Annotated in this window: 16 protein-coding genes; 10 read left to right on the forward strand and 6 right to left on the reverse strand. The window is 29.5% G+C overall.

Translation table 11 applies throughout. The features are described 5' to 3' along the window. Positions 1-38: 38 nt before the first annotated feature. Both SJY27_RS02535 and SJY27_RS02540 read left to right on the forward strand, forming a co-directional pair. Complete coding sequence (locus SJY27_RS02535; RefSeq protein WP_397446679.1) at positions 39-464, forward strand: DUF2147 domain-containing protein; 426 nt, start codon at positions 39-41, stop codon at positions 462-464. Between the two features lie 39 nt (positions 465-503). Then, positions 504-929 carry a DUF2147 domain-containing protein gene (locus tag SJY27_RS02540; protein WP_397446680.1) on the forward strand — a complete coding sequence of 142 codons (426 nt, stop codon included), beginning with the start codon at positions 504-506 and terminating at the stop codon, positions 927-929. 79 nt (positions 930-1008) lie between these two features. On the opposite strand, the gene SJY27_RS02545 is transcribed toward SJY27_RS02540, so the two are convergent. Beyond that, a complete protein-coding gene (locus SJY27_RS02545) occupies positions 1009-1650 on the reverse strand; it encodes a protein-L-isoaspartate(D-aspartate) O-methyltransferase (protein WP_397446681.1) in 642 nt (213 codons plus the stop codon). 186 nt (positions 1651-1836) lie between these two features. Here SJY27_RS02545 and SJY27_RS02550 point away from each other — a divergent pair, with 186 nt between their 5' ends. From SJY27_RS02550 to SJY27_RS02560, 3 genes are all read left to right on the forward strand, one after another. Next, a complete protein-coding gene (locus SJY27_RS02550) occupies positions 1837-2820 on the forward strand; it encodes a Gfo/Idh/MocA family protein (protein WP_397446682.1) in 984 nt (327 codons plus the stop codon). 121 nt (positions 2821-2941) lie between these two features. Next, the gene (locus SJY27_RS02555; RefSeq protein ID WP_397446683.1) at positions 2942-3829 is read left to right on the forward strand and encodes a 3-hydroxybutyryl-CoA dehydrogenase; all 888 of its coding nucleotides are present in this window, start codon (positions 2942-2944) and stop codon (positions 3827-3829) included. A 7-nt stretch (positions 3830-3836) separates the two neighbouring features. Further along, positions 3837-4478 carry an acyloxyacyl hydrolase gene (locus tag SJY27_RS02560; protein ID WP_397446684.1) on the forward strand — a complete coding sequence of 214 codons (642 nt, stop codon included), beginning with the start codon at positions 3837-3839 and terminating at the stop codon, positions 4476-4478. A 169-nt stretch (positions 4479-4647) separates the two neighbouring features. Here SJY27_RS02560 and SJY27_RS02565 read toward each other — a convergent pair whose 3' ends face one another. Further along, complete coding sequence (locus SJY27_RS02565) at positions 4648-5118, reverse strand: Dps family protein (protein WP_397446685.1); 471 nt, start codon at positions 5116-5118, stop codon at positions 4648-4650. 102 nt (positions 5119-5220) lie between these two features. On the opposite strand from SJY27_RS02565, the gene SJY27_RS02570 reads away from it, so the two are divergent. Both SJY27_RS02570 and SJY27_RS02575 read left to right on the forward strand, forming a co-directional pair. Then, positions 5221-6162, forward strand: a complete 942-nt coding sequence (locus SJY27_RS02570) for a hydrogen peroxide-inducible genes activator (RefSeq protein ID WP_397446686.1) — start codon at positions 5221-5223, stop codon at positions 6160-6162. A gap of 178 nt (positions 6163-6340) precedes the next feature. Continuing rightward, entirely contained in the window at positions 6341-8866 is a 2526-nt protein-coding gene (locus tag SJY27_RS02575) for a T9SS type A sorting domain-containing protein (RefSeq protein ID WP_397446687.1), read from the forward strand. Between the two features lie 84 nt (positions 8867-8950). On the opposite strand, the gene SJY27_RS02580 is transcribed toward SJY27_RS02575, so the two are convergent. Then, positions 8951-10570 carry an ABC-F family ATP-binding cassette domain-containing protein gene (locus SJY27_RS02580; RefSeq protein WP_397446688.1) on the reverse strand — a complete coding sequence of 540 codons (1620 nt, stop codon included), beginning with the start codon at positions 10568-10570 and terminating at the stop codon, positions 8951-8953. A 163-nt stretch (positions 10571-10733) separates the two neighbouring features. On the opposite strand from SJY27_RS02580, the gene SJY27_RS02585 reads away from it, so the two are divergent. Further along, entirely contained in the window at positions 10734-12125 is a 1392-nt protein-coding gene (locus tag SJY27_RS02585) for a TlpA family protein disulfide reductase (protein WP_397446689.1), read from the forward strand. 142 nt (positions 12126-12267) lie between these two features. Continuing rightward, entirely contained in the window at positions 12268-14076 is a 1809-nt protein-coding gene (locus SJY27_RS02590; RefSeq protein ID WP_397446690.1) for a DEAD/DEAH box helicase, read from the forward strand. 62 nt (positions 14077-14138) lie between these two features. Here the strand turns inward: SJY27_RS02590 and SJY27_RS02595 are convergent, their stop codons facing one another. The 3 genes from SJY27_RS02595 to SJY27_RS02605 all read right to left on the reverse strand — a co-directional run bounded on the left by SJY27_RS02595 (position 14139) and on the right by SJY27_RS02605 (position 18617). Further along, entirely contained in the window at positions 14139-15644 is a 1506-nt protein-coding gene (locus SJY27_RS02595; RefSeq protein WP_397446692.1) for a bifunctional metallophosphatase/5'-nucleotidase, read from the reverse strand. A 50-nt stretch (positions 15645-15694) separates the two neighbouring features. Further along, the gene (locus tag SJY27_RS02600) at positions 15695-16549 is read right to left on the reverse strand and encodes a hydroxymethylglutaryl-CoA lyase (RefSeq protein WP_397446694.1); all 855 of its coding nucleotides are present in this window, start codon (positions 16547-16549) and stop codon (positions 15695-15697) included. A gap of 130 nt (positions 16550-16679) precedes the next feature. After that, complete coding sequence (locus tag SJY27_RS02605) at positions 16680-18617, reverse strand: hypothetical protein (RefSeq protein WP_397446695.1); 1938 nt, start codon at positions 18615-18617, stop codon at positions 16680-16682. A 427-nt stretch (positions 18618-19044) separates the two neighbouring features. Here SJY27_RS02605 and SJY27_RS02610 point away from each other — a divergent pair, with 427 nt between their 5' ends. Continuing rightward, positions 19045-20232, forward strand: coding sequence for a nitrate/nitrite transporter (locus SJY27_RS02610; RefSeq protein ID WP_397446696.1), 1188 nt, complete (start codon positions 19045-19047; stop codon positions 20230-20232). Positions 20233-20235: the final 3 nt, after the last annotated feature.

A 20235-nucleotide genomic window follows, 5' to 3' on the forward strand; every position in this document is an offset into this window, starting at 1 on the left:
TATCAGACTAATCTTAACGAGGTCTCTATCAAAAATAGATGAAAAAAGCAATTACCACATTTTTTATAATATTAATATCATTGATAACAAATGCTCAAGAAGTTTTAGGAAAATGGAATAATAGAGATGAAAAAACAGGGAACATTGATTCTGTAGTTGAAATTTATAAGAAAGATGGTTTGCTTTTTGCCAAAATCATTGATATTATGGACCCTGATTTAAAGCACGCTTTATGCACCAAATGTAAAGGAAGTGTAAAAAATAAACCAGCATTAGGATTAACAATTTTATATAAGTTAGAAAAGAAGAAAAATAAATGGGTTGGCGGTTATGGCCTTGACCCAAGAACTGGCCATTATTTTAATGTTTATATAAAGCTCGAAAAACCGAATAAACTAAAAATAAGAGGTTATGCAGGAATCCCTATTTTTGGAAAAACCGTATATTGGGATAGAAAAGAGTAAATTTTAATAACCTAACGATTACTATAAAACTTAACAAATATGAAAAAATTATTTTTAACTTTCCTTATTCTAACTATTTCTATTTCAGTAAACGCTCAGACTATATTTGGAAAATGGAACTCTACAAACGATGAAACCGGAAAAATAGATTCAGTAATAGAAATGTATAAAAAGGATGGCAAAGCTTATGCTAAAATTATAGAAATAAAAAATGAGACCCGAAAAAATGCTGTTTGTGATTTATGTGAAGGAGATAATAAAGGGAAACCAATTTTAGGTTTAGAAATTTTAACAGGTTTAGAAAAAGATGATGACGAATGGTCTGGAGGAGAAATTTTAGATCCTAGAAATGGAAAAATCTACAAATGTTATATAGAATTGGTAAAACCAAACAAACTTAAAATACGTGGATATATTGGTTTTTCTTTATTAGGAAAAACAAAATATTGGACAAGAGCTGAATAAATATAGTGTTCAGTGTTCAGTATTAAAAAGTAAAAAATCGCATTTCAAATTCTTCCCTTTGGGAAGGTTGAGATTGGTTTTAATTCTTCTCTTCTAACATTGGTACAAAAGCAAAATCGCCCAATTCATGTTTTTCAAATTCTTGTGCAGATTTTCTAATAAATAATGTCATTATTTGTGTTTTATCACCAACAGGAATTAGCAACATCCCTCCTACTTTTAACTGAGCCAATAAAGGATTTGGCACATAAGGTGCACCAGCTGTAACTATAATTTTATCAAAAGGTGCTTTTTCTTTTAAACCAATATAACCATCTCCAAAAATAAATTTTTTAGGTTTATAACCTAAAGTAGGCAAAAAACGAGAAGTTTTTTTAAACAATTCATTTTGTCTTTCAATAGTATACACTTCTGCTTTTAATTCTAATAAAACCGCAGTTTGATACCCTGAACCTGTACCAATTTCTAAAACTTTATCGCCTTTTTCTATAGCTAATGTTTGCGATTGAAATGCCACAGTATATGGTTGAGAAATGGTTTGCTCTGCAGCAATTGGAAAAGCTTTATCTTGATAGGCATGAGATTCAAAACTAGAATCTATAAACAAATGTCTTGGTATTTTTTTAACAGCTTTTAGTACGTTTTCATCAGTTATTCCTTTTGCTTTTAAAACTGTAGCTAATTGATTTCGAAGTCCTTGGTGTTTTGCTGTATCTCTCAATTGTTATTTAATTTCAGAAGTTTAAATGTAGTAATAAATTCTTATAAAATCGTATCTTTGTTTAGTCCGATTTTTTTTCGGATTTTAAATAAAAAACAAATCTCTTTTTCGATAAAAAATAAATCAATTTACATTGTTAAATAGATTTGTTATATTTTTTTAGAGATGATAAAAATAATGTAATTTATGTTAAAAGTTGGGGTTTTAGGAGCTGGTCATTTAGGAAAAATTCACTTAAAATTATTAAAACAATCTTCAAAATATAATTTAGTTGGCTTTTATGACTCTTCTGAAGAGAATGCTAAAAAAGTAGTTGAAGATTTTGGGTACACTTTTTTTGATTCAATTGATGCTTTAATTGATGCTGTAGAAGTTGTTGATATAGTGACTCCTACTCTTTCTCATTTTGATTGCGCAAAAAAAGCAATTGAAAAAGGACGTCATATATTTATTGAAAAACCTATTGCAAAAACAGTTTCTGAAGCTGAGGGTATACGTGCATTGGCTGATGAATTTAAAGTAAAAGGACAAGTAGGTCATGTAGAGCGTTTCAACCCTGCTTTTACAGCTGTAAAAGATAAAATAAACAACCCAATGTTTATTGAAACCCACAGATTGGCAGAATTTAACCCAAGAGGTACAGATGTACCTGTGGTATTAGATTTAATGATTCACGATATTGATATTATTTTGTCTTCTGTAAATTCTAAAGTTAAAAATGTTTACGCCAGTGGAATATCTGTTATTTCTGAAACTCCAGATATAGCCAATGCAAGAATTGAGTTTGAAAATGGCTGTGTAGCCAATTTAACTGCAAGTAGAATTTCTATGAAAAATATGCGTAAAACACGTTTTTTTCAGAAAGATGCTTATATTTCTGTGAATTTTTTGAGTAAAGAATCTGAAATAGTGAGAATACAAGATGCACCAGAAACTCCTGATGAGTTTGCCATGATTTTAAAAAATGATGAAGGTGTTGAAAAACAAATTTATTTTGAAAACCCAGAGGTAACGAATAATAATGCTATTTTAGATGAGTTAGAAACTTTTGCAGATGCTATAAAAAACAACACAATACCTATTGTTACATTAAGTGCAGGAACTGAAGCTTTGCGCATTGCACAGTGGGTAATAGACTCTTTTAAAACAGAAAAAGACGTAAATTTATAGCCTTTTGTTTGTAAAAATGTGCGTTAGGGATTGAACTCGTGTTTGAGCTCTTACGCTTTTGGGCGTAAAGCGAGTAGTGAAAGCCCGTTAAAACGCCCAAATAATTTTAAAACTTTTAAACATGAAAAATATAGCCGTAATTGGTGCTGGAACCATGGGTAATGGCATTGCACACACATTTGCACAGTGTAATTATAAGGTACATTTAATTGACATATCTGAAATAGCAATTCAAAAAGGTTTGGCTAACATTTCTAGAAATTTAGATAGAATGATTGCTAAAGAAAAAATTACTGAAGCAGATAAAATAGCTACATTAAGTAACATTTCTACCTTTACAAACCTTGCAGAAGGCGTTGTTGATATGGATTTAGTAATAGAAGCAGCCACAGAAAACGCTGTTTTAAAGTCTAAAATATTTAAAGAATTAGATAACGTTTGTGGTGCTAATACTATTTTGGCAACCAATACATCTTCAATTTCCATTACACAAATTGCTGCTGAAACCAATAGACCTGATAAAGTTATTGGGATGCATTTTATGAATCCTGTACCAATTATGAAATTGGTTGAAATTATTAGGGGCTACAACACAACTGATGAAGTAACTAATGTAATCGTCGAATTGTCTAAACAAATTGGTAAGATTCCTGTTGAAGTAAATGATTATCCTGGTTTTGTAGCCAACCGAATTTTAATGCCAATGATAAACGAATCTATAGAAACGTTATACAATGGTGTGGCTGGTGTTGCAGAAATTGATACAGTTATGAAATTAGGAATGGCACACCCAATGGGGCCTCTACAATTGGCAGATTTTATTGGTTTAGATGTATGCTTATCGATTTTAAATGTTATGTATGATGGTTTTAAAAACCCTAAATATGCACCTTGCCCATTATTAGTAAATATGGTAATGGCTGGAAAATTAGGTGTAAAATCTGGTGAGGGTTTTTACGATTATGCTGAAAGTAGAAAGGCTGAAAAAGTGGCAAAAATGTTTAGTTGATACTGAAATGATTAAACAATTTATATTAATTTCTTTCTTATTGACTTCTTTTTTAGCATTTAATCAAGATAAAAAGGAATCTAAACTAAAACCCTACAAGGTTGGTTTGCTCTATAATTTTGCCACTAATGAGAATTTTTTAAATAATGATTCTGATTACGACTATACAACAAACACCTATAAATTACAGGCTTTTTACGAATTGACACAGTGGAAATCTTTAGATATTGAATTGATAATACAACCACAAATTCAATTTTTAAAACACCAATTGTTAAATAAGTGGTATGTAACTCCTGATCAAGATAATGTACAAGAAAAAATAGATGAATTTACAAAACCCAAAAAAATGCATTTATATGGTGTTGAATTTGGTTTTGCATTTAAAAAACAGCTTGTAAAAAAGTTAGACATTCAAGGTACTTTAAGTTTAGGCTTTAATTATATTGATACAAGAACAGAACGCTTGGCTAAGGGTTTTACGTTTAATGAAAATTTTTCTTTGGGTTTTTCTTATAATGTATATTCAGATTCTTACATCTATATTGGTTCTAACATTTTTGGTCATGTTTCTAATTTAGATTTTCAAAAGCCTAATGACGGTTATAATATTTTTGGGGTTGAAATTGGTTGGAATTTTTTAATCTAAAAAACAAGAGGCTGTCTTAAAAGTAGATCTATATGTCATTTTGAGCGAAGTCGAAAAATCTATCTATTTGATGATCAAAAAATAAGATTTCTCCATTACAGTCGAAATAACAGGATTTTATACTTTTAAGACAGCCTGTTGTTTTAAATTTACAAAAAGTAGGTTAATATTATCCTAACCAAGAGTTTAACATCCAAATTGTTTTTTCTTGTTCAGATATAAAATCACTCATCATAGCATTTGTACCTTCATCATCAGCATCTCCAGATACATCTAAAATTTCTCTTTCTATTTTTAATAGTTCTGATAAAGAGTTCACTATTAATTCAACGCCATCCACATCTTTAGAAATATTTTTACCCACAGGAACAGAAGCATTTTCTATATAATCTGTAAACGTGTGTAAAGGTTTACCTTGTAGCGTTAAAATTCGTTCTGCTATTTCATCAATTTTAACTTGAGAATCTGTGTAAAATTCTTCAAACTTCAGGTGTAATTCAAAAAAGTTTTTCCCTTTAATATTCCAATGCAAGCCTCTTAAACTTTGATAATAAATTTGAAAGTTTGCTAATAAACCATTTAATTTTTCTACTAAAATTAAATTTTTTTCTTTGTTTAAACCTAGTATAGTTTTATTCATTATATATTGTATTTTTGATAAGACAAATTTATGATAAATTTGAAGCGATAACTTATTATTATTATTGATAGATTTAATATCTTTATCAGAAAATATTATTTAATGACTATTACCCAATTAAAATACGTATTATCAGTTGCTGAATATAAAAATTTTACTGTGGCAGCAGAGCATAGTTTTGTTACTCAACCAACTTTAAGTATGCAAATACAAAAACTGGAAGACGAGTTAGATGTTCAAATTTTTAATCGTTCAAAAAAACCAATAGAATTAACTGATGTTGGTAAAAAAATTGTAGAACAAGCCAAGGTTATTGTAGATGAAAGCAATAGAATTTTAGATATTGTACATCAACAAAAAGGTTTTATTGGTGGTGAATTTCGCTTAGGTATTATACCTACAATCATGCCAACATTACTTCCGATGTTTTTGTATAATTTCACAAAAAAGTACCCGAAAGTAAAATTGATTATAGAAGAATTAACCACAGAAGAAATTATTAGAAAATTGTCTGATGGACATATAGATGCTGGTATTGCAGCCACTCCTTTAGAAAATGAGGGAATTAAAGAAAGGCCTTTGTATTATGAACCTTTTGTAGGTTTAATTCCACAAAATCATAGGCTATTTCAAAACAAGTATATTTCTGAAAATGAATTAGAAATGGAAGATATTCTATTATTAGAAGATGGGCATTGTTTTAAAGATAGCGTTATTAACTTGTGTAGAGCGCATAAAATAGACAATAAAAAAGGTTTCCAATTAGAAAGCGGAAGTTTTGATACCCTTATAAAACTATCTAAAGAAGGATTAGGAATGACCTTGTTACCTTACTTGCATACATTAGATTTAAGTGATAGTGATAAAAAGCATTTACGTGAATTTAACGCACCACCACCAGCAAGAGAAGTAAGTTTAATTTATCATAAATCTCAATTAAAAATGCAATTGATTGAAGCGCTTAAAAAAACGATTGATGGTGTAGTAAAAGGTGCCATTGCTTTTTCTGATGTTAAAATTATTAGTCCTTTAAATAAAGGTTAATCTTTTTAATTTCTTTAGTTTTAGTATTTCATAAAGTTGATTTTTATGAAATACTAAAATTTTTACTTCAATAGTTTAAAACTACATTTCACAAAGTCTTTACTACATTTCAAATAGTTTAAGCATAAAAACGTGGCTATCAAGATTAAGTTTGTATAAATTATAAACTTAAATTATTATGATAACCAAACTATTAAAAACCTATTTACTTTTACTATTTATTTTAGCTTCAGTAGCTTCCTTTGGGCAAATTATTAATTTTCCTGATCCTGTTTTTAAACAAGCATTACTAAATTATACACCAGCCATAGATACAAATAGTGATGGTGAAATAACAGTATTAGAGGCTAGCGCTGTAACAACATTAGAAATTACTGAGTTTAAGAAAGAAGAGTATTATGATCCAATCTCTGGAACTTATCTTATAAGAGATGGAATATCTAATTTTCAGGGTATAGAAAATTTCACAAACTTAACTACGTTAATTTGTGAAGAAAATGATTTAACAAGTTTAGATGTTTCAGCCTTAACACAATTAACTTATTTAGATTGTAGTCGTCAAACAAATAGCGATGGTTTTCCAGGAGGTTTAACCTCTTTAATATTACCAACCACTTCAACTTTAACTGATCTAAATATTTCTGATAATTATTTAACTTCTTTAGATGTATCTTCTTATACTTCTTTAACTAATTTAATTACTACTAGAAATTTAATTAGCAATTTAATATTGCCAACTAGCAATAGTTTAATCGAATTAAGAGTAGATTCCAATCAATTAAACACTTTAGATGTATCTAACTTCACTTCTCTTAATAATATAGGTTGTAGTGGTAATAATTTAACAAATTTAATACTACCAAACACAACTACATTAACTAGAATAAATTGTTCTAACAATCAATTGACTAATTTAAATGTAACTCCTTACACAGCATTAGATTATTTAGCATTTAGTAGTAATTCATTAGCTACTATAGATTTAAGCCAAAATATAGCATTAAATTATCTTGGATGTGTGTCTAATAATCTTACAAGTTTAGATGTATCTTTAAATACCAATCTAGAATCTTTATTTTGTGATAACAACCTTATTACCGATTTAAACCTAAGCACACTAAGCAATTTAAGATATTTTAGTGCTGAATCTAACCAATTAACCAGTTTAAATATCAAAAACGGTAGTAATGAAGAAATAATTATTTTTACTATTATTGATAATCCATCGTTAAACTTAGTATGTGTAGATGATATTGCTTATGCCAATGATGAATTCGATGACAAAGATCCACAAACAGGATTTACAGACATTTGTTCATTTATACCAACAAATTCAAACACCATTTCTGGTACAGTTACTTTTGATTTTGATGCTAATGGTTGTGATCCACTAGATCAAAAATTAACAAATACACAGTTAAGAAACACAAGTGCCAATACATTTAGCAGCACATTTACAGATACAAATGGACAATATATATTATATACACAAGAAGTTAATAATACTTTAGATATTCTTGCTAATTTACCTAGTTTTTTTACTGTAACTCCAACCACGCAAAATGTAACTTTTACAGGAACAGGAGCTACCCAAGTAATTGATTTTTGTGTAACCGCAAACACAGTAGTTAATGATGTAAAAGTTAGTATTTTACCATTAACAGAATCTAGACCAGGTTTTCAAACTAGAGTTCGTGTTTTATATGAAAATGTAGGTTCAACAAGCTTAAGTGGTGATGTAAATTTAACTTTTGATGATTTAAAAGAAGTTTTTTTGAGTGCTACAGAAACTCCTGCCAGTCAAACAAGTAATTCATTAAGCTGGAACTACGCTAACTTACTTCCTTTCGAACAAAAATACATTGATGTAACGTTTGAAATAAACAGACCAACAGACCCTATAAACCCTGTAAATAATGGTGATGTTTTATCCTACAGTGCTACAATAAACCCTACAAATGGAGATGCAAACCCAACAGATAATACTGCTAGTTTAGATGATATTACTATAGGATCTTATGACCCAAATGATATTATTGCCTTAGAAGGTGAATTTATTGCCCCAAACCAAGTTTCTGAATTTTTAAATTATAGAATCCGTTTTCAAAATACAGGAACCGCTTCTGCTATAAATGTTGTTGTAGAAAACGAGTTGGATACAGATTTAGATTGGGATACTTTTCAACCAATAAGTGCAAGTCACGATTATAGAGTTAACATTACCAATCAAAATAAATTAGAATTCATTTTCGAAAATATACATTTACCAGATAGTACTACCAATGAACCAGCAAGTAATGGTTGGATTTTTTATAAAATTAAACCAAAAAGTACTTTAACAATTGGAGATGTTATTGAAAACACAGCCGATATTTATTTTGATTTTAATGCTCCTGTAATTACCAATACGTATACCACAGAAATTAAAAGACCAACCATAGATCCAATTCCAAATTTAGAAGGAAAAGTATTTCCAAATCCTACAAAAAGATTTGCAAAAATTAAAGTTAATTTAGAAGGTAAATTAGTTGTATTAAATAAATATGGTGTTAAACTATTTAAACATAAATTAAAAAAAGGAGTAAATAAATTTGATTTTGGATGTTTAAAACCAGGTAGATATTTTCTAAAAATAAGATCTAAAGATCAAATTATTTACAAAAAATTAATTATTACAAAAAAAGGAAATAGAAAAAGATATTGATAAAGTAATATACAACTTATTGTATGTACAGGTATTAATGTAAAATAATAGAGGAAGCTAATTAGCTTCCTCTATTTAATTGTATTAAGCATACATTTTATCTCGTAATTCTTTAATTTTTTTGTCAGATAAATACTCGTCAAAAGTAGTGTATCTATCAATTGCTCCTTTTGGAGTTAATTCTATAATCCTGTTGGCAACAGTTTGGGCAAACTCATGATCGTGTGTAGAAAGCAAAACAGTTCCTTTAAAGTTAATTAAAGAGTTATTTAAGGCTTGAATCGATTCTAAATCTAAGTGATTTGTTGGCTCATCTAACAATAAAATATTAGCTCTTTTCATCATCATTCTAGAGAGCATACACCTTACTTTTTCACCACCAGATAAAACATTACTTTTCTTTAAAGCTTCTTCACCAGAAAAAATCATTTTACCTAAAAAACCTCTTAAAAACACTTCTTCACGTTCTTCTTCAGTTTGTGCATATTGTCTTAACCAGTCTACCAAATCTAGGTTTCCATTTTGAAAGAAAGAAGAATTATCTAAAGGTAAATAAGACTGTGTGGTAGTAACACCCCAAGAAAACTTACCATCATCTGCTGTTTCATTACCCGAAATAATTTGATAAAATGCAGTTATAGCTCTAGAATTTTTAGAAATAATAGCTACTTTATCTCCTTTATTTAGGTTGATGTGGATATCATGAAATAATTTTTCTCCTTCAAACTCTTTACTTAAACCTTCAACATTTAAAATCTGATCACCAGCTTCACGATCTCTTTCAAAAATAATAGCAGGATACCTTCTACTTGAGGGTTTAATATCTTCTACATTTAGCTTCTCAATCATTTTTTTACGAGAAGTAGCTTGTTTTGATTTGGCAACATTGGCAGAAAAACGACGAATAAACTCTTCTAATTCTTTCTTTTTGTCTTCTGCTTTTTTATTCTGTTGTGCTCTTTGTTTTGCAGCTAATTGGCTAGATTCGTACCAAAACGTATAATTTCCAGAATAATGGTTAATTTTACCAAAATCAATATCAGAAATATGGGTACAAACTGCATCTAAAAAGTGCCTATCATGCGAAACCACAATTACACAATTATCATAATTTGCTAAGAAATGCTCTAACCAACTAATGGTTTCAAAATCTAAATCGTTGGTAGGCTCATCCATAATCAACACATCAGGATTTCCAAAAAGTGCCTGTGCAATTAATACACGTACTTTTTGTTTTCCATCTAAGTCTTTCATTAATGTGTAATGCAAATCTTCAGAAATCCCTAAATTTGATAACATTGCAGCAGCATCCGAATCTGCATTCCAACCATTCATTTCTTCAAAAACTATTTGAAGTTCTCCTATTTTTTCGGCATTTTCATCAGTATAATCAGCATACAAAGCATCAATTTCCTTTTTTATAGCAAACAATTCTTTATTCCCCATAACAACGGTTTCTAAAACAGGATAATCATCAAACTCATTGTGATTTTGCGACAAAACAGACATCCGTTTTCCAGGTTCTAAATGCACCTGACCAGATGTAGGATCTTGTTTACCAGAAAGAATTTTTAAAAATGTTGATTTTCCTGCACCATTTGCACCAATAATACCATAACAATTTCCTGTTTGAAATTTGGTATTTACTTCATCAAACAAAACACGTTTTCCAAATTGAACTGATAAGTTAGAAACTGATAACATAACTTTATTTTAAATTTCTGCAAAAGTAATAAATTGATTTTTCTTAAGTAGCTCAATTTAAAGCTCATTTGTTAAAAAAAGTAGATTTATTTTTAACAGCGCATTAACAAAACAGATAAGGTTCTATGGTTAAATTTGCTGATAGTATTTTGACAATATATATATGACAAAAAACGTAATATTACTCTTTAAAATTTCATTGTTTTTTTTCTTAATTAGCTGTAATTCAAGTAAAAAAAACAATAAAACTTTTTTTGGAGGTAAAATTATTAACCCTAAATCTAACGAGGTTATTTTATATTCTATGGAAAAAGTAATAGATACTTTTTTCTTAGACACTAAAAATAGGTTCATAGGAAAAATTGAAAATGCCAACGAAGGTTTGTATCATTTTTCTCATGGTGATGAAAATCAATATGTTTATATAGAACCAGAAGATAGTTTAATGTTACGATTAAATACTTGGGATTTTGATGAATCTTTGGTTTTTGCAGGTAAAGGTGCAGAACGCAATAATATCCTAATAGATTGTTTTTTAGAAAATGAAAATGATGGAAAGCTGTTTTATAGATACAACAAATTACCACCAAATGATTTTACGAATAAAGTAGACTCTTTATTATCTGTAAAGATGGATACTTATAATGATTATTTAAAAAACCATCCGAACGAAACTTTAGGGTATAGAGAAATTTTAAAAACTGCACTTACTTATCCTATATATGCACGTTTAGAGAGGTATCCTTACATCAATGCTAAGTATACAAAAGACGGTAATTTCCCTGAATTAAGTGAAGCTTTTTACACCTACAGAAAAAGTATTAGTATTAATAAGGACTCTTTAATGTATTTTCCACCTTATTCTAGATTTATCAGAAATTACCTGTATAATGAAACGTATGCATTGGGTCATCCACCCATGAAAACAGAATATTCTGCTAAATTTACCATAGATTTACTAAAAACTATCGACAAAAATATAACTGCAGAAAAAACCAAAAACGCTATTTTACGACAAACAATTATTAGTCATTTCTTTAATAAATCTAGTTGTAATCTTGATAATGAATCTTTTAGTACCTTTTTTAAACTTTCTACAAACAAAAAAGATAAAGAACTAATTACTAGCCTAGTTAATGATGTAAAATCTGTACCAACACATAAAAGATTACCAAATTTTAAAGTTACCAATTACAATAATACAACACATGAGATAGCAGAAATTATAAAGAATAAAAACACATTTTTGTTTTTCTGGAGTCCTGAGTATGTTTCTCAACCTTATATCATTAAAAGAATCAAATACTTATCTAATAATTACCCTAATATTAATTTTATTCAAGTTAAAATTGATGGCGTTCAGGGAGATAGGATTCAAAAAATAGATATTAAGAATCAATATTATCTAAAATCGGATAGTGATGCACATCAGTTTTTAAGTAGTAAAATGCCACGTTCTATACTAGTAAATAAGCAAGGTAAAGTAGTTAATGCCTATGCAACAATATCTTCAAGAAATTTAAATCCTTTCCTCAAAGAATTGAACGAGAACTAATTCTGGCTGGTAAACTTCAATTTTTATAAAATTTAAACTACCTTTGCACGATTTTAATTTTGTGTACAACACAATAAGAAATCAAGTCGATATATAAACTGATTTGCAGGTGGGCGTTCTGTGAATCTACAAAAACACAGTAATGTCAACATTTTTAGAATTAGGCTTAAAAGAGCCTATAAACAAAGCATTAACAGATTTAGGTTACGAAAAACCAACTGTTATACAAGAAAAAGCAATTCCTCAAATTATGTCTTCTACAGACGATTTAAAGGCATTTGCACAAACAGGTACAGGAAAAACAGCTGCCTTTAGTTTACCTATTTTACAACAAATTGATGAAAATCAAAGTAATGTACAAGCCATTATTTTATCACCTACAAGAGAATTGGCTGTTCAAATAGGAAATAATATTAAAGATTTTTCTAAATATTTAAAAAACATAAAAGTTACTACTGTTTACGGTGGTTCTAGTATGGAAGACCAAATTAGATCTTTAAAAAAAGGATCTCAAATTGTGGTAGGTACTCCAGGTAGAACTGTAGATTTAATTAATAGAAGAGCTTTAAAGTTAGGTAATGTTCAGTGGTTGGTTTTAGATGAAGCTGATGAAATGTTGAATATGGGCTTTAAAGAAGAATTGGATAAAGTGTTAGAAGCTACGCCAGAAACTAAACAAACTTTATTATTTTCTGCAACTTTTCCAAGAGAAGTAGAAGCCATTGCAAGAAACTATATGACAAAACCAGTTGAAGTTACTTCTGGTGAAAAAAATAAAGGTTCTGACAATGTAGAACACGAATTTTATGCAGTTTCTGAGAGAACTCGCTATCCTGCTTTAAAAAGAATTGCAGATTTAAACCCAGATATATACGCCATTATTTTCTGTAGAACGAGAAGAGAAACTCAAGAAGTAGCAGACAACTTAATTAAAGATGGTTATAATGCAGATGCTTTACATGGAGATTTATCTCAAGCACAAAGAGATTCTGTTATGGGTAAATTCCGTAAAAAAACCATTCAAATTTTGGTAGCTACAGATGTTGCTGCACGTGGATTAGATGTAACAGAATTAACACATGTTATTAACCACAAATTACCAGACCAAATAGAAAACTATACACATAGAAGTGGTAGAACAGGTAGGGCTGGTAATAAAGGAATTTCTATAGTTTTAGTAAACAACAAAGAAAAAGGAAAACTAAGACCTATAGAAAGAATTATTAAAAAGAAATTTGTTGAAGGCAAGGTGCCTTCTGGTAAAGAAATTGTACAAAATCAATTGATGAATTTAATTGATAAAGTTCAGAAAACAGAAGTTAACGCATCTGAAATTAATGAGTTTTTACCAAACATATATGATAAACTAGCAGATTTAAACAGAGAAGAACTTATTCAAAAATTTGTTTCTTTAGAGTTTAATACGATGTTAGCCTATTATGAAAATGCAAAAGATTTAAACGATTTAGGAAAAGATAATTCTAGAAGAAGAGAAACTGCAGATAATATGACGCGTTTCTTTATCAATATTGGTAGAAAAGATAGTTTAAACCCTGCAAAATTAATTGGTTTAATAAACGATCAAGAAATAGGAGATAAAATAGAAATTGGTGCTATAGATATTTTAGATACTTTTTCATTTTTTGAAATTGATAAAAATTTTGAAGCCAAAACTTTAGATGCATTTGCCAACAATCAACCAGACTTTGATGGACGTTCTGTAAATATAGAAATTACCAAAAAAGAACGATCTGGAGGTGGTAGAAGAGGTGGAAAAAAACCTTTTGGTAAAAAAGATGGTGGTTTTGGAAGACGCAGAAGTTCTGAAGGTTCTTCTAAAAGAAGTGATGACAGAGGTAAAGGAAGGTCTGATAGACGTTCTTCTGATAAACCAAGAAGTTCTGGCGACAGAAAATCTGGTGGTTTTGGCAGAAGACGCAGAGAAAGATAATTCAAAAAAATAAAAAAAAAGCCTCACAAAAAGTGAGGCTTTTTTTATTAGATGGTATTTTATTATTGATTTTTCAAATAAGCAATTACGCCTTTTCTAATATCAAAAGCCAATTCTTTTTCATTTGGTTGATAAATGGAAATTACTTCTTTATTTTCTGCATTTAAAAATGGAATGTCAAATCCTTTTAATAAGTAATCAGAAAAAGCAACTGTATACATTTTATTAATATGTAAAGGTGTGTTTTTAATCATCCACCTCTCTCCTACTTTAATGGCATTGAATCTTTGCAAATAAGCACCAGTACCAGCTGCTAAAACTCCATAGTCTAAAACACGTTTTAATAAACGCCCTTTTAGTTTTACTTTTAAAACAGCACCACCATAAGGCAATACTCTAAAAATATCTATGGGTGTAATATTACCTGTAAGTTGATCATCAATTCTAATTGAGCCGCCATTAACTAAGGCACAATCTACTTCGTCATCAAAAGAAAAAGACATCGATTTTGTAACAATAGCACCCAAATTGGTTTGCACACTTCGAATTGGAGTATCTCTACCATCTAAAGGAATTTGTGTTGTGTAAATTTCTTCATCAGGTTTAAGAATAATTTCTTGAATTTCTGATGTTAAAATCTTCTGCCATTTATTTACAATTTGGCCAACTTCTACATCACTTTTAATAGTTTTATTAATCTCTTTTAATTCAGATTTTACAATGGCTTTCTTAGTATTTTTATCATAAGAAATTCGATGAATATAAGCTGTTTTAGCATTGGCATCTGCCTTGGCAATAATTGTATTCCCAATTTTATCATAACTATTAGTATGTTCATGGCCACCCATTATTAATGGTAAATCTGGAATTAATTTTGCAATTCTTTTATCGTTTGCCAATTTTACATGCGTTAAACCAAAAACTACATCAACAGAATCTTTAATAGCAGCATAAGATGCTCTTGCTTTTACAAACATATTACCATATTCTACATAATCTTTTGGGTTTGATGGTATACAAACACCTATAAAACCAACTTTTATTGTTGTGCCATCTGCATCAGAAAACTCTTTTATAAATGTTTCATTTACAGGAATCTGATTTTTACCTTTTTCTTTATAAAAAGGGACTGCTTTTTCATTGGTTTTTAGTTTTACATTGGCAGAAATCCAAGGAAAATTACTTTCGTTTAACCTTTTTTGTAAATCTTTCTGAGAAATATCAAACTCATGATTTCCAAATGCTACTAAATCAAAATTCATAGCATTCATAACTTCTATCATTTGTTTGCCTCTAACTCGTTCACCATCAACTTTTATCGTTCCTAATAAAGACGGATTTAAAAAATCGCCAGCTAAAAACAACATTGTATTTGGGTTTTCTTTTAAAAGCTCTTTATGTAAAGTTTCTACTCTAGCCATACCTCCAAATTCACCTCCTTGTATAGGAGCAATTTCATAAACATCATTAATTTGTAGAAAAGTAAAATTAATTTTAGCGTCGTCTTTTTTACAAGATAAAAATAGTGTAATTGAAAAAAGGTAAATTAGTTTTTTTGTAATTTTCATGAATTTCATTTAAAAATATAACAGCTCTTTTTTTTGATCAGATCATTAATTTAAAAAATTTCTAAAGCCTTATTATAGGCGCTCTCAAAACTCATCGGTTTCATATTAGTATCTACTTTTTTTGCAGTAAAATAACTTAATAATTTTTCTGTTGGCATATTGCCTGTTAATTCATCTTTAGCCATTGGGCAACCTCCATAGCCTTTTATAGCGCCATCAAAACGTAAACAACCAGCTTTATAAGCTGCATTTATTTTTTCGAACCATTTATTTGGAGTAGTATGTAAGTGTGCGCCAAATTCTATATCTGGATATTTAGGAATTAAATTAGAGAATAAATAGTTGATTACTTCTGGAGTAGAGCTACCAATAGTATCTGAAAGCGATAAAATTTTTACGCCCATTTTTGACAGTTTTTCTGTCCACTCCCCCACGATTTCTACATTCCAAGGATCCCCATAAGGATTCCCAAATCCCATAGATAAATAAGCTACAACTTCTTTATTATTTTTATCAGCAAGATTTAAAATTTCATTTAAAGTGATGATAGATTCTCTGATTGTTTTATGCGTATTACGCATTTGAAAATTTTCTGATATAGAAAATGGATAGCCTAAATAATCAATTTCTTTAAACTGTACAGCATCGTTTGCACCTCTAGTATTGGCAATAATTGCTAATAATTTACTTTGTGTTTTTGATAAATCTAATTTTGATAAAACATCTGCAGTATCTCTCATTTGAGGTATAGCTTTGGGTGAAACAAAACTGCCAAAATCAATAGTGTCAAATCCTACTTTTAATAAGGAATTGATATACAATGCTTTTTTTTCTGTGGATATAAAATGAGATTTTATTCCCTGCATTGCGTCTCTTGGACATTCTATGATTTTCACTTTTTTCATCCATTCAAATATACAATAAAAGAGTTTTTATCTTTTAAAGATATTTTAAATTCAGTAAAAAAAAAATTAGATATCAATAAAAAAATCCCACCAAATAATTGATGGGATTTTAAAAGTGATTGATACAATATTATTCATTAGAACCAATATTGCCTTGAGCAACTATTGTTCCTAAATTATCCATACTTAAATGTACATTTATATAACCATTGTAAGTTAAAATTTCATCGTAAGTAATTGCTGTTCCATTGTCTAAAGCTTCAACCTGAGTCATACTCATTCCAGTATCTCCATTTACAGGATTAAAAGAAAATGCTATTCCACCACCAGTTGCAATATCATTTTCATGAATATGTGCTGGATGAGAACCTCCCATTGGTGTGTTCTTAATATCTAAAACTGCTAGAGCAGAACCATTAACTCTTTTATAAAACATAGCTGTACCAGAAATTCCTGGAGCATCTTTTTCGTTTAGAGTATATACTTTACTATCGCCTGTTAAATCGTTTTGACCAATATCTCCTTGTGCAACTATAGTTGCTAAATTATCCATACTTAAATGCACATTTATATATGCATCCCAAGTAGAAATATCTGCAAAGGTAAACCCTGTGCCATCATCTAAAGCTGATAAGTTTGAAATACTCATACCAGAATCACCATCTACAGGGTTAAAAGACAATAAAATTCCACCACCTTCTGCAGCAGTATTTGCATGAATATGTGCTGGATGAGAACCACCCGCAGGTGTGTTTGCCAAGGTTATTGTTGCTAAAATTTCACCATTTACTCTTTCTGTAAAAGTAACATCACCAGAAATTCCTGGTACTGCTTTTTCACCTAAATCATAAGTAATGGTGTTTTCTGTTAAATCGTTTTGACCTATATCTCCTTGTGCAACTATGGTTGCTAAATTATCCATACTTAAATGCACATTTATATATGCATCCCAAGTAGAAATATCTGCAAAGGTAAATGTTGTACCATCATCTAAAGCTGATAAGTTTGAAATACTCATACCAGAATCACCATCTACAGGATTAAAAGACAATAAAATTCCACCACCTTCTGCAGCAGTATTTGCATGAATATGTGCTGGATGAGAACCACCTGCAGGTGTATTTGCCAATGCTATTGTTGCTAAAATTTCACCATTTACTCTTTCTGTAAAAGTAACATCACCAGAAATTCCTGGTACTGCTTTTTCACCTAAATCGTAAGTAATGGTATTTTCAGTCAAATCATTTTGACCTATATCTCCTTGTGCAACTATGGTTGCTAAATTATCCATACTTAAATGCACATTTATATAAGCATCCCAAGTAGAAATGTCTGCAAAGGTAAATGCTGTACCATCATCTAAAGCTGTTAAATTTGTAGCACTCATGCCAGAATCACCATCTACAGGATTAAAAGATAATAAAATTCCACCACCTTCTGCAGCAGTATTTGCATGAATATGTGCTGGATGAGAACCACCTGCAGGTGTATTTGCCAAGGCTATTGTTGCTAAAATTTCGCCATTTACTCTTTCTGTAAAAGTAACATCACCAGAAATTCCTGGTACTGCTTTTTCACCTAAATCATAAGTAATAGTATTTTCTGTTAGTGCATTTTCACCAATATCTCCTTGCGCAACAATGGTACCTAAATTATCGGCACTTAAATGCACATTTATATAACCATCAAAATCTAATAATTCTTCGTAAGTAATCCCAGAGCCATCATCTTTAGATGAAAAAGTAGTAACACTTCTACCTGTACCACCATCTACAGGATTTAAGCTAACTACAATTCCACCACCCTCTAAAGCACTATTAGCATGAATGTGTGCTGGATGAGAACCACCTGCTGGTGTATTATCTATTGCTAAAACTACAGTTACAGAGGCATCTAAGTTTTTTATAAACCTTGCAGTTCCTGAAATACCTGGTACTGCTTTTTCGTTTAAATTATACGTTATGGCCAAACCCGTTGACGTAGAAAATAAGTGTTCGTCATCATTATCACAACTTGTAAAAGCTATAAATGAAAACATTAATAATAAAATTGGAGTAAATTTCTTCATAATTTTGTTTATTGTTTTTAAGTAATAGTTAGACAAATTTACCACATTAATATCGCTAAATGAAGTTAGCATAGCACTTATACAAGTATTTAACAAAGCATTAGGAAAGTTTGTAATAGTTTAGCTAAAGTTTTCACAATTTTATTACAATCTAATGACTCAAATACTATTATGTGTCAAAAATTGGTTTTTTGTAATTTATTTAGAGTAAATGTATGATGTTGTTATTAATGTTAATTTTATGAATCATGTTACTAACCCAAAAAAACAAAATACTATTAAACCATATTTTACCCTACCTTAGATAACATTTTACGAATAAATAATGTTTTATGATAAACGCTATTATTAATCGTTTACATTGAAATCTGTTGAAAATTATTTTTATACCTAATATGATTGGGCTTTTTGTTACTTTCGTTCTACTATGGTAATTTCTAAAAAAATACTCCCAATAATTGTAGTTTCTCAATTCTTTTGTACCTCACTTTGGTTTGCAAGTAATGGAGTAATGACTAATTTGGTGGTAAACTTTAATCTTAATAATAATGTTTTAGGCTTATTAACTTCTGCAGTTCAGTTTGGCTTTATTGCTGGTACATTACTGTTTGCACTATTGTGCATTGTAGATCGTTTTTCGCCTTCAAAAGTTTTCTTTTTTAGTGCAATATTTGGGGCTTTTTTTAATGTGGCTATGGTTTATAATCATCAGTCATTATTTAGTTTGCTAACTTTACGGTTTTTTACAGGGTTTTTCTTAGCAGGAATTTATCCTGTAGGTATGAAAATTGCAACAGATTATTATGAAAAAGGTTTAGGAAAATCACTTGGTTTTTTAGTTGGAGCCTTAGTTATTGGTACTGCATTACCACATTTATTAAAAGATATCTTAGTTGACTATTCTTGGAAAAGTGTTTTAATAGCTACTTCTATTTTAGCAGGTTTTGGAGGATTGATGATGCTTTTATTTGTTAAAAATGGCCCTTATAGAAAGGCTAATAAAACTTTAAATTTATCAGTTTGTTTTACTGTTTTTAAAAATGTAAACTTTAGAAAAGCTGCCTTTGGCTATTTTGGACACATGTGGGAGTTATATACTTTTTGGGCTTTTGTACCTATTCTATTATCTATTTATGAAAAAATGCATGACCATATTTCGTTTAATATTCCTTTACTTTCTTTTTTAATTATAGGAATTGGTGGTTTTTCTTGTGTATTAAGTGGATATACTTCTGAAAAATTGGGTGTTAAAAAAACGGCTTTTTATTTTTTATTATTATCTTGTTTTTGTTGCTTTATCTCTCCTTTTATTTTTGAAATATCAAATGAATATCTTTTTATTAGTTTTTTAATTTTTTGGGGAATGGTTGTAATTGCAGATTCGCCTTTATTTTCTACTTTAATAGCACAAAATGCACCAAAACAAGATAAAGGAACTGCTTTAACCATTGTGAATTGTGTAGGCTTTTCAATTACAATTATTAGTATTTTAGTTTTAAATTATATACAAACAAAAACTACATCAAATATTATTTTTATGATTTTGGCTTTTGGACCAATTTTAGGTTTAATTGCTTTAAAAACAAAAACTCCTGATAAACAGGAGTTTTTGTAAATT

Source organism: Polaribacter sp. R77954 (assembly GCF_044595335.1).
Lineage (GTDB): Bacteria > Bacteroidota > Bacteroidia > Flavobacteriales > Flavobacteriaceae > Polaribacter.